13 protein-coding genes are annotated in these 14,158 nt (G+C 72.1%); 4 read left to right on the plus strand and 9 right to left on the minus strand.

Annotated features, from left to right (window positions below; genetic code table 11):
• Nucleotides 1-89 precede the first annotated feature (89 nt).
• A complete protein-coding gene (locus AB0E94_RS47700; RefSeq protein ID WP_360341709.1) occupies nucleotides 90-749 on the minus strand; it encodes a DUF4386 domain-containing protein in 660 nt (219 codons plus the stop codon).
• A gap of 84 nt (nucleotides 750-833) precedes the next feature.
• Between AB0E94_RS47700 and AB0E94_RS47705 the strand changes: the two genes are divergently transcribed.
• Nucleotides 834-1,511 (plus strand): TetR/AcrR family transcriptional regulator, encoded by a 678-nt coding sequence (locus AB0E94_RS47705; RefSeq protein ID WP_360341712.1) that lies wholly within the window; start codon nucleotides 834-836, stop codon nucleotides 1,509-1,511.
• A gap of 7 nt (nucleotides 1,512-1,518) precedes the next feature.
• On the opposite strand, the gene AB0E94_RS47710 is transcribed toward AB0E94_RS47705, so the two are convergent.
• Nucleotides 1,519-1,914 carry a nuclear transport factor 2 family protein gene (locus tag AB0E94_RS47710; RefSeq protein ID WP_360341715.1) on the minus strand — a complete coding sequence of 132 codons (396 nt, stop codon included), beginning with the start codon at nucleotides 1,912-1,914 and terminating at the stop codon, nucleotides 1,519-1,521.
• 59 nt (nucleotides 1,915-1,973) lie between these two features.
• Between AB0E94_RS47710 and AB0E94_RS47715 the strand changes: the two genes are divergently transcribed.
• Nucleotides 1,974-3,122, plus strand: coding sequence for an FAD-dependent monooxygenase (locus tag AB0E94_RS47715; RefSeq protein ID WP_360341718.1), 1,149 nt, complete (start codon nucleotides 1,974-1,976; stop codon nucleotides 3,120-3,122).
• Here AB0E94_RS47715 and AB0E94_RS47720 read toward each other — a convergent pair whose 3' ends face one another.
• From AB0E94_RS47720 to AB0E94_RS47745, 6 genes are read right to left on the minus strand one after another with little or no spacing between them, the layout of a single operon-like run.
• On the minus strand, nucleotides 3,123-3,896 hold the full coding sequence (locus tag AB0E94_RS47720; protein WP_360341721.1) for an ABC transporter ATP-binding protein: 774 nt from the start codon (nucleotides 3,894-3,896) through the stop codon (nucleotides 3,123-3,125).
• On the minus strand, nucleotides 3,889-4,617 hold the full coding sequence (locus AB0E94_RS47725) for an ABC transporter permease (protein ID WP_360341724.1): 729 nt from the start codon (nucleotides 4,615-4,617) through the stop codon (nucleotides 3,889-3,891). The genes AB0E94_RS47720 and AB0E94_RS47725 overlap by 8 nt, the downstream gene beginning before the upstream one ends.
• A complete protein-coding gene (locus AB0E94_RS47730; protein ID WP_360341727.1) occupies nucleotides 4,614-5,342 on the minus strand; it encodes an ABC transporter permease subunit in 729 nt (242 codons plus the stop codon). Before AB0E94_RS47730 ends, AB0E94_RS47725 begins: the two co-directional genes overlap by 4 nt.
• Nucleotides 5,339-6,289: an ABC transporter substrate-binding protein gene (locus AB0E94_RS47735; RefSeq protein ID WP_360341730.1), complete on the minus strand. Its 951-nt coding sequence runs from the start codon at nucleotides 6,287-6,289 to the stop codon at nucleotides 5,339-5,341. Before AB0E94_RS47735 ends, AB0E94_RS47730 begins: the two co-directional genes overlap by 4 nt.
• Before the next feature lie 44 nt (nucleotides 6,290-6,333).
• Entirely contained in the window at nucleotides 6,334-6,984 is a 651-nt protein-coding gene (locus tag AB0E94_RS47740) for a response regulator transcription factor (protein ID WP_360341732.1), read from the minus strand.
• Nucleotides 6,966-8,447 (minus strand): sensor domain-containing protein, encoded by a 1,482-nt coding sequence (locus tag AB0E94_RS47745; protein ID WP_360341735.1) that lies wholly within the window; start codon nucleotides 8,445-8,447, stop codon nucleotides 6,966-6,968. Before AB0E94_RS47745 ends, AB0E94_RS47740 begins: the two co-directional genes overlap by 19 nt.
• A 91-nt stretch (nucleotides 8,448-8,538) precedes the next feature.
• Between AB0E94_RS47745 and AB0E94_RS47750 the strand changes: the two genes are divergently transcribed.
• On the plus strand, nucleotides 8,539-9,276 hold the full coding sequence (locus tag AB0E94_RS47750) for an ABC transporter ATP-binding protein (RefSeq protein WP_360341738.1): 738 nt from the start codon (nucleotides 8,539-8,541) through the stop codon (nucleotides 9,274-9,276).
• 2 nt (nucleotides 9,277-9,278) lie between these two features.
• Nucleotides 9,279-12,374: an FtsX-like permease family protein gene (locus AB0E94_RS47755; protein ID WP_360341741.1), complete on the plus strand. Its 3,096-nt coding sequence runs from the start codon at nucleotides 9,279-9,281 to the stop codon at nucleotides 12,372-12,374.
• 43 nt (nucleotides 12,375-12,417) lie between these two features.
• Here the strand turns inward: AB0E94_RS47755 and AB0E94_RS47760 are convergent, their stop codons facing one another.
• Nucleotides 12,418-14,151 (minus strand): beta-N-acetylhexosaminidase, encoded by a 1,734-nt coding sequence (locus AB0E94_RS47760; protein WP_360341744.1) that lies wholly within the window; start codon nucleotides 14,149-14,151, stop codon nucleotides 12,418-12,420.
• Nucleotides 14,152-14,158 lie beyond the last annotated feature (7 nt).

The following is a 14,158-nucleotide window of genomic DNA, read 5'->3' on the forward strand; positions in this document are numbered from 1 at the left end:
GGTGGTGCCGAACGGGCAGCAACCGGCGTGATACCGGCCCAGAGACTTGGGACGGGGAGCGTGCGGGGAGGCTCGAGAAGCCTGGCCCTTTAGGGTCGGGTCGATTTCACGAGCAGCCAGCCGAGCAGGCCGAGTTCACCGAGCAGGGACGGCGCGACGAGGACCGCGCTCAGTGCCGGGGCGAGGTCGGTGAAGAGGCCGGCGCGGTTGTCGGCGACATATCCGGCGCCGGCGGCGATGACCAGGCCGGCCAGGATCCGGGGTACGTAGGCCGACCGGTACAGCAGGATCCCGAGCAGCGTCATGTGGATCCCGAACACGGTCAACGCGACCTGGAAACCGAGGCTGAAGCTCTCCATCTCGGCCAGTGCGCGGGCCTGGTCCGCGGCGTCGCCGGTCACCAGCTGGAAGGCGGTGAACAGCTGCGGAACGAGTGCGACCAGAACCGCCGCATACACCAGCCGGAACCCGGCGGTGATCGGCGACAGCACCGGCCCGGCCGTCTTGAGCAGCGCGTGGAAGCCCACCGCCACCGCGATGTCCAGGCCCGCGAGCACCACCCAGCCGACCAGGCTGACGCCGACGAGCGTGCGTGAGCCGAGCACGTTCGCAGCTGTGGCGGCGGCGTCTCCGGGCACGAGGACCGAGTCGAGGACGAGAGCCGTCAGCATCCCGAACACCAGCAGCCCGACGAACAGCACCCCGAGCCACCGGGCCAGCCGCTGCCTGTCGATTGTCGAAGTTTCCATCGCACACCCCTTACTTACTTAGTAAGTCAACGTCCTGGCAGCTAAGGTAGGACTTACTAAGTAAGTTCGTCAAGGAGGACGCCCATGGTTCGTCGAGCGACCCGCACCACAGCAGGCCGCACCCCGCTCAGCCGGGAGCGGGTCATCACCGCCGCCGTCCGGCTGGCCGACGAGCACGGCCTGGCCACACCCTCGATGCGCAAGATCGCCGAGGCTCTCGACGCCGAGGCGATGTCCCTCTACAACCACGTCGCCAACAAGGACGAACTGCTCGACGGCATGATCGACCTGGTCTTCGGCGAGCTCGACCGGCCCACCCCGGGCGACGACTGGAAGCCGGCCATGCGGCGGCACGCCACGTCACTGCGCGCCGCGCTCGGGCGTCACCCCTGGGCGTTGAGCCTGCTCCAGTCGCGGCCGAGCCCCGGCCCCGGGAACCTGCGGCACAACAACGCGGTGCTGGGTGTCCTCCGGCACGCCGGGTTCGATCTCACGCTCACCGCGCACGCCGTCTCAGTGATCGACAGTTACGTGTACGGTTTCGCGCTCCAGTCCACGAACATCCCGATCGACACCCCGGAGAACGTGGCGGAGATCGCCGCCGGCATCCTGTCGGACACCGACGCCGAGCAGTATCCGCACCTCACCGAGCTGATCGTCGGCCACGCCCTGCAACCCGGGTATGCGTATGCCGACGAGTTCGGCTACGGCCTCGACCTGATCCTCGACGCTCTCGAGCGCGCCCGGCCGGCCGGGCCGTGAGCAGGCCTCAGCCCGCAGCGACCCCGGTCGCCTCGGCCTGGATCCGGGGGAACTGCGCCGCCATCGCCTCGGCCAGGGCGTTCGCGCCGGAGAGCGGCCGGACCATCACCATGATGTCGACGATCTTGCCGTCCTCGTCGAGCTGGAGGAAGTCGCAGCCGGTGAGCGCCTTGCCGTCGACCTCGGCCTCGAAGACCAGCGCGTGGTTGCGCCCGTCGGCGATCTCCCGGACGTACCGGAAATTCTCGAAGACCCGCATCGCGCCGCGCAGAATGGCCGCGGTGAGCGCCTTGCCCGGGTAGGGCTTGAACGCGACCGGACTGGTGAACACGACGTTCTCCGCCAGCAACTCCTCGATCGCGGCGGCATCCCGGGCCTCAACCGCCTGCCGGAACGGGTGCATACGTCCTCCTGAAGATCAATCCGGTGTTTCATCGGCAACCATAACTAGGATCCGGATGTGTGACGGTTCGGATCGCGATTCTCGGTGGTGGCATCGGTGGGCTCGCGGCGGCCGCCTTTCTGCGGCGGGCCGGCCTGTCGAGCACCGTTTACGAGCAGGCGGCCGCGTTGACGCAGGTCGGGGCGGGGCTGCTGGTCACGCCGAACGCGGCTCGGCTGCTGCGGCGGGCCGGGGTGTTCGACGGGCTGCGGGAGTCGGCGCTGCGGCTCGACATCGGGTGGGAGTTCCGGCGGTGGCGGGACGGCACGGTGCTGTCGTCGGAGGATCTGTCGAAGGCGTGCGCCGGCCTCTACGGCGAGCACACCTGGACCGTGCACCGCGCTGACCTGCTGCGGGCCCTGCTGCCACTGGTCGACCGGGTCGAGCTGGGCCGCAGGTGTGTCGCGGTCGAGGACGGGCGGCTGCGGTTCGCCGACGGGAGCGCCGTCGAGGCCGATGTGGTGGTCGGGGCGGACGGCATCCACTCGATCGTGCGCGGCACGCTGTTCGGGGCTACCCCGGCCGGCTATTCGGGGATGTGTGCGTTTCGGGCGCTCGTACCATCGCAATCTGCTCCTGACTTTGCGCGCCGTCCGGCGCAGACCTTGTGGATCGGGCCCGGCCGGCATCTGGTGCACTACCCGGTGTCGGCCGGGCGGCTGGTGAACATGGTCGCGATCGCTCCCGCCGGCGAATACACGGTGGAATCCTGGACCGCCTCGGCGACGGTCGGTGAGTTGCGGGCCGAATTCGACGGGTGGGATCCGCGGCTGACCGGGCTGATCGAGTCGGCGACGACGCTGGGCCGGTGGGCGCTGCTCGACCGGCCGCCGCTCCCGCGCTGGTCGGAACGGGCGACGACGCTGCTCGGTGACGCGGCGCATCCGATGTTCCCGTTCTACGCCCAGGGCGCCGCGCAGGCGATCGAGGACGCCGCGGTGCTCGCCCGGTGTCTCGCGCGGATCGCCGATCCGGCGGCGGCGCTGCGCGAGTACGAATCGCTGCGTCTCCCCCGCACGACCCGGTTGCAGCAGGTCAGCCACGCCCGTTCGGAGTCGAACCATCTGCCGGACGGTCCGGCGCAACGCGAGCGGGACGCGACGTTCGCGCAGCGGGATCCGCTCGTCGCCAACGGATGGATCTACGGGTACGACCCGGAGGCGCCCTGATCACGGGACCTTCCCGATGAGCCGGTGGATCACCCGCCGGTAGTCCTGGAACCGGGGCAGCGCCCGCGTCTCCACCTCGTCGCGGGGGCGGGGCAGGTCGATCGGCACCTCCTCGACGATCCGGCCCGGCCGGGCGGACAGCACCAGCACCCGGTCGGCCATCAGGATCGCCTCGTCGATGTCGTGGGTGACCAGCAGAACCGTCGCGCCGATCAGGGCGGCGACCCGCAGCGTGAGCTGTTCGAGGGTGGCGCGGGTCTGCGCGTCGACGGAGGCGAACGGCTCGTCCATCAGCAGGTAGCGGGGGCTCGACACGATGGCCCGGGCGATCGCGACACGCTGCTGCATGCCGCCGGACAACTGCCACGGGTGGTGGTCGGCGAAATCGGTCAGCTCGACCATCCGCAGGGCGTCGGTGGCCAGGCGCCGGCCGGTGGCGCGGCCCAGACGCCGGACCGGGAACCTGACGTTCTCCCGGACGGTCAGCCAGGGGAACAGACTGCGGTGGTAGTCCTGGAACACGATCGACACACCGGCGGGGATTCCGGTGACCGGGCTTCCGTCGTACCAGATCAGGCCGTTGTCGGGTTTCTCCAGGCCGGCAAGGCAGCGCAGCAGGGTGGTCTTGCCGCAACCGGACCGCCCGACGACCGCGACGAACTCGTCCACGGCCTGCTCGAACCCGATGTCGTCGAGAGCCGGTGTGCGGAGACCACGGCGGCCGGTGAAGGTCTTGGCCAGGCCGGCGACCCGGATCAGTGGGGTCTCAGCCATCGAGCCGGCCCTTCTGCTCGTGGTACCAGCCGAGGACGCGGCGTTCCAGGAGGCCGAAGAGGCTGGTCACGGTCAGGGCGAGCAGGCCGAGGACGATGATTCCGGCGTACATCTGGCCGATCGCGTAGGTGCGCTGAGCCTGGAGGATCAGGTAGCCGAGTCCGCCGGTGGCGGCGATCATCTCGCTGATCACCATCATGATCAGGGCGATGCCGAGAGCCACTCGCATGGCGGCTAGCAGCGCTGGGAGCACGGCCGGGAGGATCACCACGTAGGGGCGTGCACCGCTGATCCGGGCCACGTCGACATAGCGTGGCTCGATCGTGCGGGTGGCGTCCACTCCGGCGATCAGAACCGGCCACATCGCGGCGGCTGCGATCACCGCTATCCGCATGCCCGACGTGGCGCCGAGAGCCAGCACGGCGACCGGCAGGACTGCCGGCGGCGGGATCGCGCGCAGGAACTCCAGGCTGGGGCGCACCCATGGCTCGAGGGCACGGAACCAGCCGATTCCGACCCCGAGCAGGGCGCCGGCCAGGGAGCCGATCAGGAAACCGGCGATCGCCCGGCCGGCCGACGGGAGGACGTCGGCCCACACGTCGATCTCGGCGAGTTCCCGGACGGCTGCACTGAACGGCGGGAACAGGCCGGTCTCGCCGGTGCGGCCGGCGATCTCCCAGCCGATCAGGAGCAGGCCGGCGGTGACGAGGCCGGCCTTCATCCGCGGCTCCGGGAGAAGGCGCTGGTCAGGGCGTGTATCGCGGCGCCCAGGAGGCCGGCAGCGAGGATGCCGGTGTAGGCGGCGGCGATCTGGCCGCCCTGAAGCTGCTGGTTGATGAACGATCCGAGGCCCGGGCTGCCGGTGACCAGTTCGACCGCGACCGCGACGACGATACCCAGGCCCGCGGCGGTGCGCAGGCCGGTCCCGATCGCCGGGGCCGCCGCGGGGACGGTGACCGTGGCGATCAGCCGGGGACCGGCCGCGCCGAGGACCCGGCCGGTCTCGACGATCATCGGGTCGACGTCGCGCACACCGAACCGGGTGCTGATCAGAAGCGGCCACAGGCACGCGAACGCGACGAGCACGGCCTGCATCGGGAGGCCGATGCCGGCGACCACGATCGCGACCGGGATCAGCGCGACCGCCGGGATCGGGCGCAGGAAGTCGATCACCAGCCGGCTGGCCGCGTCGGCCCGGCGGGACAGGCCGGTGAGCAGCCCGGCGGCGATCCCGACGGTGGCGGCGAGCAGCATCCCGGCGGCCCAGGCGGCAAGGGTGGCGCCGGTCGCGGCGGCGAGGCCGCCACGGACTCCGGGCGTGGCCAGCGAGGCGGCGACGTCCCAGCTGGCCGGGGTCGCGGTCGGCGGCAGCAGGTGTACGAGCCGGAGCACGTCCCAGAGTCCGACCAGGGCCAGCAGACCGGCCAGCCCTTTGAGGAGTGTCACAGGTAGGCGCCGTCCGGGCTGACCGGCTTCTTCGCAACCTGCTGCCGGGTCAGGACGTCGGCCCAGTGCTGCCAGCCCTCCGGCGCGGCCACGGTGGTGAACACCGGCAGCCGGATCCGGCCGGCCAGGTCGGCGGCGACCTTCGTGTAGGTGGGCAGGATCGCGCGCAGCTCGTCCGGGTGGGCCTGGGCGTACTCGCAGGACCTGGTCAGCGCCGTCCGGAAGCCGTCGACAGCGGCCCGGTCGGTCGTGGTGAACTTCTCCGACGCCAGGAACACCGACTGCGGCACCCCGGCCGGCTGACCCGCGCTGCCGGAAAGCAGGTCGCGGGCGCCGGCGGCCAGTCCGACGGTGACGAACGGCTCAGCCGGCAGGATCGCGTCGACCTGCCCGGCCTTGAGCGCGTCGGCCATCGCCGGGAACGGCAGCTCGCTGAACTTGACCTTCGTGACGTCGGCGCCGGCGCTGGCCAGGGCGTTCAGGATGGACAGGTGCGGCAGCTGGAACAGGGTGTCGACGGCCACCGTGCGGCCTTCGAGCTCCTTGGGCGCCCGGATCGGGCTGCCCGCGGCGACCTGGAGCTGGATGTTGTTCTCGGCCGGGTCGGCCGGGTTGGCCGAGGTGTTGGACACGGCCACCACCGGCACCCCGTTCGAGCGGGCCAGCAGCACAGCCGGCGCGTTCAGAAACCCGAACTCGGCGTCCCCGGACAGCAGCGACGGGATGACGGCCGGCGCCTCGGCGGGGACCACCCGCACGTCCAGGCCGGCCTCACGGAAGAAGCCCTGCCGGACGCCGAGCACCATCGCGGCCGCGCCGGAGACACCGATGGTCGACACCCGGACCGTGCGCAGGCCGTCCGAGGTGGTCGGGGCCGGCTCGCCGCCACCGCAGCCGGCGAGCCCGCCCGCCAGGACGAGCGCTGTCACGAAGCACGGGATCCGCATGCTGCCCCCCTCGTCAGTGCATCGGCATCAATCTATCCCTAGAGTCATGATCGGAGATAGGTGAGCACCGCCAGAACCCGTCGATGCGTCTCCTCGGCCGGTGACAGACCGAGTTTCTGCAGGATGTTGCGGATGTGCTTGGCCACCGAGGCCTCGGCGACGGTGAGTTCGGTGGCGATGGCCAGGTTGGACCGGCCCTCGGCGACCAGGGCCAGCACCTCACGCTCCCGGGCGGTCAGCGCAGCGAGCGGGTCGCGGTGACGGCGCAACATCTGCCGGACCACCTCCGGGTCGACCACGGTGCCGCCGTCGACGACCCGTTTCAGCGCGTCGACGAACTCGGTGACATGCCCGATCCGGTCCTTGAGCAGATAGCCGAGGTGGGTGCCGTCCCCGGCGTTCAGCAGCTCGGTCGCGTAACGCGTCTCGACATACTGACTCAGCACCAGAACCGGCAGCCCCGGCCGCCTCCGCCGCAGCTCCAGGGCAGTGCGCAGGCCCTCGTCCTTGAACCCGGGCGGCATCCGCACATCGGTGACGACCACATCCGGCTGGTGGGCGGCGACGGCCGCACGCAGCCCGTCGCTGTCGCCGACCGCTGCGACCACCTCGTGCCCGAACCGTGCCAGCAACCCGGCGAGCCCGTCCCGGAGCAGGACACTGTCTTCGGCGAGAACTACCCGCAAGGCCGGCATGGGATCTCCACGATCAGTCGGGTCGGGCCGCCCGGCGGGCTGGACAGCGACAGCCTGCCACCGACCACCGACACCCGGTCGGCGAGACCGAGCAGCCCCGTACCGCCGTCGAGGTCGGCGCCGCCGCACCCGTCGTCGCCGACCTCGACGGTCAGCGTCCCGGCGGTGTAGCCGCCGGCGATCGCGCCCCGCGCGGCCCCCGAGTGTTTGGCCAGGTTGGCGAGCGCTTCCGCAACGACGAAATAGGCCGCCGACTCGATCGCGGCGGAAAACCGGTGCGGCACGTCAAAATCCTCATCAATGGGTACGGGACACCGGTCGGCAAGATCAGCGACGGCCGCCCCCAGGCCGAAGTCGGTGAGCACCGCCGGGTGGATGCCCCGGATCAGCTCACGCAGCTCGACCAGTACTCGCCCGGCCTCGTCGTGGGCCCGCGCCAGTTGTTCAGCGAGCATGCGGTCAGCGTCCACCCGGACGTCGGCCTCCCGCCGCGCTTCAGCGTCTCCCCACGCTTCGGCCTCTGCCCGGGGCTCGGCGTCTCGCCGGACTTCAGCATCTCCCCGCACTTCAGCGTCTGCTCGGGACTCGGCGTCTCGCCGGACTTCAGCGTCTCCCCACGCTTCGGCCCCTGCCCGGGACTCGGCGTCTCGCCGGACTTCAGCGTCTGCCCGGGACTCGGCGTCTTGCCGCTCTTCGGCGTTCAGGCGGGCTTCGGCGTCCAACCGGGCCAGGCCGAGGATCACGGTCAGCGCCACCAGACGTTGCTGGGCGCCGTCGTGCAGGTCACGCTCGATGCGGCTGCGCTCGGCCTCGAACGCGTCGACCAGGCGCACCCGGGACCTGGTCAGCTCGACGACCGTCGCGCCGAGGTCGTGGCGTGGCAGCAGCACCGCCCGGGCCGACGCCGCCCGCAGCCGGGCCAGCAGCACCAGGCCGACGGCACAGGCGACCGCCGCAAGCACCCCGGCCCCCGCGGACAGCCATGCCTGTGGCCAGGACGTGACCGGATACGCCTTGAGCACGTTGACCTGCTCGGCGTCACCGAGTGTGCCGAACAGCACCGGGGTCGCGAGCAGGGCCAGCGGCACGGTCACGCCGAGGACGACGGCGAGCAGGTCGACCGGCCACAGCACGGTCATCAGCAGGCCGGCGAACCCCAGCTCGCGCCAGGTGCCCGCCTCGGTGTAGCGGGTCCGCAGCCAGGACGCGAGCCCCGGCTCCGGTGGGACCCGGTGCCGATGTGGCAACGGACGGGCGTCGACGAGCCGCTGCAACCGCCGCTCGACGGCGGCCACCGGAAGCCCGATCAGGGCCAGGCCGGCCAGCAGCGGCAGGCCCACGACGACGACCGCGAGGACGCCCCCGACCGCGAACAGCAGCACCGACACCACCAGCGTGAGCAGGCCGGCGACGGCGTTCGCGAGCAGGTAGACGCCCGCTTTGGGAACGTCGGCGGTGTGCATGGCGGCCACTGTAAACGGTATAGCCAGCACTACCATGAAGAGGGAATCCTGCGGGGCTGTGGCGGGGCTTCGGCGGCGGCAGGGTTGGCGCATGACCCGTGACGCGATCCGATTGCACGGTGTCTCCAGGAGTTTCGGCTCCGGCGACGCCGCGGTGACAGCTCTGCACCATCTGACGCTCTCGTTCGGCGAGGGCACCTTCACCGCCGTCATGGGGCCGTCCGGGTCAGGCAAGTCGACGCTGCTCCAGTGCGCGGCCGGGCTCGACCGGCCGACGACGGGCACGGTGCTGCTCGGCGACACCGACCTGACGGCGCTCGACGAGACCCGCCTGACCCGGTTGCGGCGCGACCGGGTCGGTTTCGTCTTCCAATCCTTCAACCTGCTGCCGACCCTGACCGCCGAGCAGAATGTGGCGTTGCCGCTGCGCCTGGCCGGGCGGCGGCCGGCCCGTGGCCAGGTCCGCGAGGCGCTGGCCCGGGTCGGTCTCGCCGACCGGGCCCGGCATCGGCCGGCCGAGTTGTCCGGCGGCCAGCAGCAGCGGGTGGCCATCGCCCGCGCCCTGATCACCCGCCCCGAGGTGGTGTTCGCTGACGAGCCGACCGGGGCGCTCGACTCGGCCACCGGGCGTGACGTGCTGCGGATGCTGCGCGCCCTGGTCGACGATGGCGGCCAGACGATCGTGATGGTCACCCACGATCCGGTGGCGGCCGCCCACGCCGACCGGGTGGTGTTCCTGGCCGACGGTCGTCTGCACGGCACTCTCGACGCGCCGTCGGCCGAGGCGGTCGCGGCCCGGATGACCGGGATGGCGGCCCCGGCGTGCTGACCGTGACGCTGAGCAGCCTGCGAGCCCGGTGGGTGACCCTGATCGGCACGTTCGTCGCCCTGGGTCTGGGTGTGGCCCTGATCGCCACGATGGGCTTGGCGCTGGCCTCCACCGTGGACGCCCCGTCCCAGCGGCCGACCCGGCTGGCCGGGGCTCCGGTGCTGGTCCGCGGCGCCGACGACCTACACGTGACCACCCACATCGGCGTCCGCACCCAGCCGCTCGCCCAGCCCCACGCGGTGCCGGCCGACGTGGCCGCCACCCTGTCCGAGGCGGCCCCCACCGTCGCCGACCGATCCTTCCCGGCAGTCGTCTCCGTCCTGCCGTCCAGCGCCCCCGGCCCCTCCCCATCACCGACCGCATCTCATCCCGGCCCGGTGCCCGGCGTCTCCGGGGCCCTCCCGGCTCCTGGCCCGGCTGGCGCCCTCCCGGTTCCTGGTTCCTCTGAGCTCCCCCCACTGCCCAGCACCGCCAAACCCCTCGCGGTACCCGACCCTTCCGGATCCCCTCCGACCCCCGGCACCGCCAGATCCCTCGCGGTGCCCAACCCTTCCGGATCCCCTCCGACCCCCGGCACCGCCAAACCCCTCGCAGCGCCCAACCCTTCCGGATCCCCTCCGACGCCCGGCACCGCCAGACCCTCCCCCACACCCAGTTCCTCTGGAGCCCTTCCACCGCTCGCCGCATCCAACGCGCTTTCGGAGGGCGAGACGGTGAGCCTCGTCGGGCATCCGTGGGCGGTCGCCGGTTTCGGAGGTCATCGGCTGGTCGCCGGCCGGCCGCCGCACGCGGCGGCCGAGATCGTGCTGGCCGCGGACCCCGCGCTGGTCGGACGGACAGTCCGGGTGCGGACGCCGGCCGGCGTCGGCGACTTCACGCTGGCCGGGGTGCTCGCGCCGGTGACGTTCGAGCGGGCCGCCTTCTTCACCGACCGCACGGCCGCGGCGATCGCGCCGCGCATCGACAACCTGGCGGTGGACGCCTCGCCGGAGTCGGTGCGGGCGATCGTCAGCGGGTTCCCGGGGGTGCAGGTGCTCACCGGCGACGCCCGACGGCGGGCCGACCCCGACCCGGACCGGGATTCCGACGCGCTCGTCGCGATGAATGCGCTGCTCGGCACTGCGGGCGGGGTGACCACGTTCGTGTCGGTGTTCGTGGTGGCGTCGACGTTCGCGTTCGCGGTGGCCCAGCGGCGGCGTGAGATCGGGCTGTTGCGGATGGCCGGCGCGACCCCGGGGCAGATCCGGCGGACGGTGTTCGCCGAGGCCGCGATCGTCGGGGCGGTGGCGTCAGCGGCCGGTTGTGTGCTCGGTGCCGAGGGCGCGCCCTGGCTGGCCCGGCTCCTCGTCGACGAGCGGCTGGCGCCGGCCTGGTTCGCCATCGGCGATCATCGTTGGCCCTACCACGTCGCGTTCTGGACCGGGCTGGTCGTGGCCCTCGCCGGTGTGGTGGTGGCGACGGTCCGGGCCGGCCGGGTGCGGCCCACCGAGGCGCTGCGCGAGGCGTCGGTCGACAGCCGGGTGATGACAGCGGGCCGGTGGATCGCCGGCGTGGCGATTCTGGCCGCCGGGCTGGGGCTGCTCGGCTGGCGTCTGCTGGGCGATCCCGGCGAAGCCCTGCACCGCAAGACGTACACCACTCAGCCGATGCTGCTGATCACGGCGGTGGCGCTGCTCGCGCCGGTGCTGGCCGGTCCGCTGGCTCGCCTGGTGGCGTGGCTGCCGGCGCGGCTGCCGGGCGCGACCGGATTACTGATGCGGGCGAGCGCGACCGCCGCCATCCGGCGAACCGCGGCCGTGGCGGCACCAGTGCTGATCACCGTGGCCCTGGCCGGTTCCCTGCTCGGCACGACCGCGACGATCGCCGAGGCACAGGCCACGGAGCAGCGTGATCAGACGGCCGCCGACCTGATCGTCACCGGCGGGGCGCTCGAAGCCGCCGCGTTGGACTCCCCGATGGTGACCGCGATCCGGGCCGTCCCGGGCGCCCGGGTGATGACCAGCGCGTCCACGGCCGTCTACACCCTCGAGGACGGGGTGGCCCTGGTCCGTTCACAGGCACAGGCGGTCGACCCGTCGGCCCTGACTGCGGTCCGGCGCCTGCCGGTCGTGGCGGGCGAGGTCGGCGACCTCGACGACGGCGGCATCATCGTCAACGAGGAGTGGGCCGAGCACACGGTCGGCGACCGGGTCGATGTGTGGCTCGGCGACGGAACCCCGCGGACTCTGCGCATCGTCGCCGTCCTGGCCACCGGAACCGGCGGCAACGGCGTCTACGTGACCAGCCGCAACGCCGGCGGCGCCCCTCCGGACCAGCTGGAACTCTCCTGGGCACCGGGCGCCGACAAGCGTTCCGGCGAGGCAGCGGTCCGCCGCCTGCTTCATTCGCCCGCAGTCACCCCCGAACCAGCAAGCCGCCCAGATATCGATCCCACCGCCGGAGGCCAGGCCGCCACCTCCGAACCAGCAAGCCGCCCAGGTGTCGATCCCGCCGCCGGAGGCCCAGCCACCACCTCCGAACCAGCAACCCGCCCAGATATCGATGCCACCGCCGGAGGCCCGTCCGCCACCACCTCAGAACCACCAAGCCACCCAGGTGTCGATCTCACTGCTGGAGATCCGGGTGCGCCCGGCGGGGTTCGGGTGCAGACCCGGGAGCAGTGGCTGGCGGATCAGCTTCCGGTGGGCAGTCGGCAGACGCGGGTCGGGTTCATGGTCGTGCTGGGGATCGCGCTGCTGTACACCGGTATCGCGATCGCCAACACGATGGTGATGGCGACCTCCGACCGGACCCGTGAGCTGGCGGTGCTGCGCCTGACCGGCGCCACGAGACCGCAGGTGCTGCGGCTGGTCGCGGCCGAGGCGCTGACCGTGGTGGTGGTCGGCGCGGTTCTCGGGCTGTTCGTGACCGGTCTGAACCTGCTGGGCATCTGGGCCGCCCTGGCCGTCCTCTCGGTGTGGGCCCCGATCGTCGCGCCGTGGTCCGTCGTCGCCGCGACAGTGGCCGCGTGCGCGATCGTCGCGGTGCCGGCCGCGGTGCTTCCCACGGTCGCGGCGCTGCGGACTCGCCCGATGGAACTGGCCGGCGCCCGTGAGTGACGGCCGGCAGCGCCACGGCGCGTGGAGGCGGCGGCCGGCCCGGTCAAGGGGCGGTGATGGCGGCTACCAGGCGGGCAATGTGTTCGGCTCGTTGTTCGCGGGTGGCCGGGCGGCCGGGGATTCCCGGGCGCTGCTGCCACGGGTGCGGGCCGGACGGGTGGCGGTACTCGACACCGAACGCGTCGAGGCGGGTCAGGTGGTGTGTCAGGCGGCGTTCGAAGTCGGTGAAGTCGCCGCCCGGTGTGCTCCACAGGGCTTCGGCGACCGCGCAGAGCCGGGGGAACAGCAGGTAGTCGACGGTTCGGGGGGAGTCCGCGTGTTCGGTCCACATGGCGGCCTGGCCGCCGAGCACGTGGCGGGCCTCGTCGGGGGTGAGTTCCGGCGGGACCGGGTCGAAAACGTAGACGTCGCGGAGGCCGAGCGGAATCGACACCGGGATGGGTTCGGTGGGCAGTTCCGACTGGCGGTAGTCGAGGTAGACCTTGTCGTCGGGGCAGGACACCACGTCGAAACCGCGGCGGGCGGCGGTGACGGCGCCGGTGCTGCCCCGCCACGAGGCGATCGTCGCGCCGGTGGGCAGGTCGCCTTCGAGGATCTCGTCCCAGCCGAAGAGGCGGCGGCCGGCCGCGGCGAGGTGGTCGCCGAGACGCCGCACGAACCAGGCGTGCAGTTGCTGTTCACGGGAGAGCCCGAGTTCGGCCATCCGCTGCTGGGTGCGGGGGTCGTCGCGCCACTGGTCGCGGGGGCACTCGTCGCCGCCGATCCCGATGTATCGGGACGGGAAGAGTTCCATGATCTCGTCGAGGACATCGGTGAAGAAGTCGACGGTGGATTCCTCGGCGTTGAGGACGTTGCGGTTGACACCCCATCGGGTCCACACCTGCTGTGGGGCGCCGGTGACCCCGAGGGAGGGGTAAGCGGCGAGCGCGGCCTGGACGTGACCTGGGGTTTCGATCTCCGGGACGACGGTGATGAAGCGCTGCCCCGCGTAGGCGACGATCTCCCGGATGTCGTCCTGGGTGTAGTAGCCGCCGTGTGGCCGCCCGTCGACGGGCCCGCCACTGACCGCGCCGACCTGACTCTCGTGCCGCCACGCGCCGACCTCGGTCAGCCGGGGGTACCGCCGGATCTCGACCCGCCAGCCCTGGTCGTCGGTGAGGTGCAGGTGGAGGGTGTTGAGGCGGTGCATGGCCATCAGGTCGATGATCCGCAGGACGTCGTGTTTGGGCATGAAGTGGCGGGCGACGTCGAGCATGAGCCCACGCCAGGCGAAACGCGGGGTGTCGTAAATCTGCACGGCGGGGATCGCCCAGCGGTGACCGGCCGCGGGGGCCTTGCGGTGCACCGCCGGGGGCAGCAGTTGCAGCAGCGCCTGGCAGCCCCAGAAGACGCCGGCCGGGCCGCCGCCGGTGATCACCGCACGTTCGGGGGTGACCCGGAGCCGGAACGATTCGGGGCCGAGATCGTCGTCGAGCCCGAGCGAGATGGTGGCCTGAGCCGAACCAGAGCCGGAGCCGGAGGAGGCGGGGACGGAGGCGGAGGAGCCGGAGGAGCCGGAGACGGAGGAGCCGGAGACGGAGATGGAGGAAGGCGCGGCAACGGCACGGGCCGAGGTGGGGGCCGAGCGGGGAAACGGCAGGCCGGTGGGTGGCCGGAGCGCCGATTGGAGCCAGGCGAGGACTTCGCCGAGCGGCGCGGGAGCGTCGACGGTGGAGTTCTCGTCGAGGACGAGTTCGCCGTAACCGGGGGTGAGCGAATACGGGCGTGGGGTCAGCAAGGCGGGA

Source organism: Actinoplanes sp. NPDC026670 (genome assembly GCF_040638175.1).
Lineage (GTDB): Bacteria > Actinomycetota > Actinomycetes > Mycobacteriales > Micromonosporaceae > Actinoplanes.

Bases quoted from the DNA above. Each gene is read 5' to 3' on its own strand.
- AB0E94_RS47740 (WP_360341732.1), bottom strand. From the start codon at position 6,984: ATGCCGGCCTTGCGGGTAGTTCTCGCCGAAGACAGTGTCCTGCTCCGG.
- AB0E94_RS47710 (WP_360341715.1), bottom strand. From the start codon at position 1,914: ATGCACCCGTTCCGGCAGGCGGTTGAGGCCCGGGATGCCGCCGCGATC.
- AB0E94_RS47745 (WP_360341735.1), bottom strand. From the start codon at position 8,447: ATGCACACCGCCGACGTTCCCAAAGCGGGCGTCTACCTGCTCGCGAAC.
- AB0E94_RS47735 (WP_360341730.1), bottom strand. From the start codon at position 6,289: ATGCGGATCCCGTGCTTCGTGACAGCGCTCGTCCTGGCGGGCGGGCTC.
- AB0E94_RS47750 (WP_360341738.1), top strand. From the start codon at position 8,539: ATGACCCGTGACGCGATCCGATTGCACGGTGTCTCCAGGAGTTTCGGC.
- AB0E94_RS47700 (WP_360341709.1), bottom strand. From the start codon at position 749: ATGGAAACTTCGACAATCGACAGGCAGCGGCTGGCCCGGTGGCTCGGG.
- AB0E94_RS47720 (WP_360341721.1), bottom strand. From the start codon at position 3,896: ATGGCTGAGACCCCACTGATCCGGGTCGCCGGCCTGGCCAAGACCTTC.
- AB0E94_RS47725 (WP_360341724.1), bottom strand. From the start codon at position 4,617: ATGAAGGCCGGCCTCGTCACCGCCGGCCTGCTCCTGATCGGCTGGGAG.
- AB0E94_RS47705 (WP_360341712.1), top strand. From the start codon at position 834: ATGGTTCGTCGAGCGACCCGCACCACAGCAGGCCGCACCCCGCTCAGC.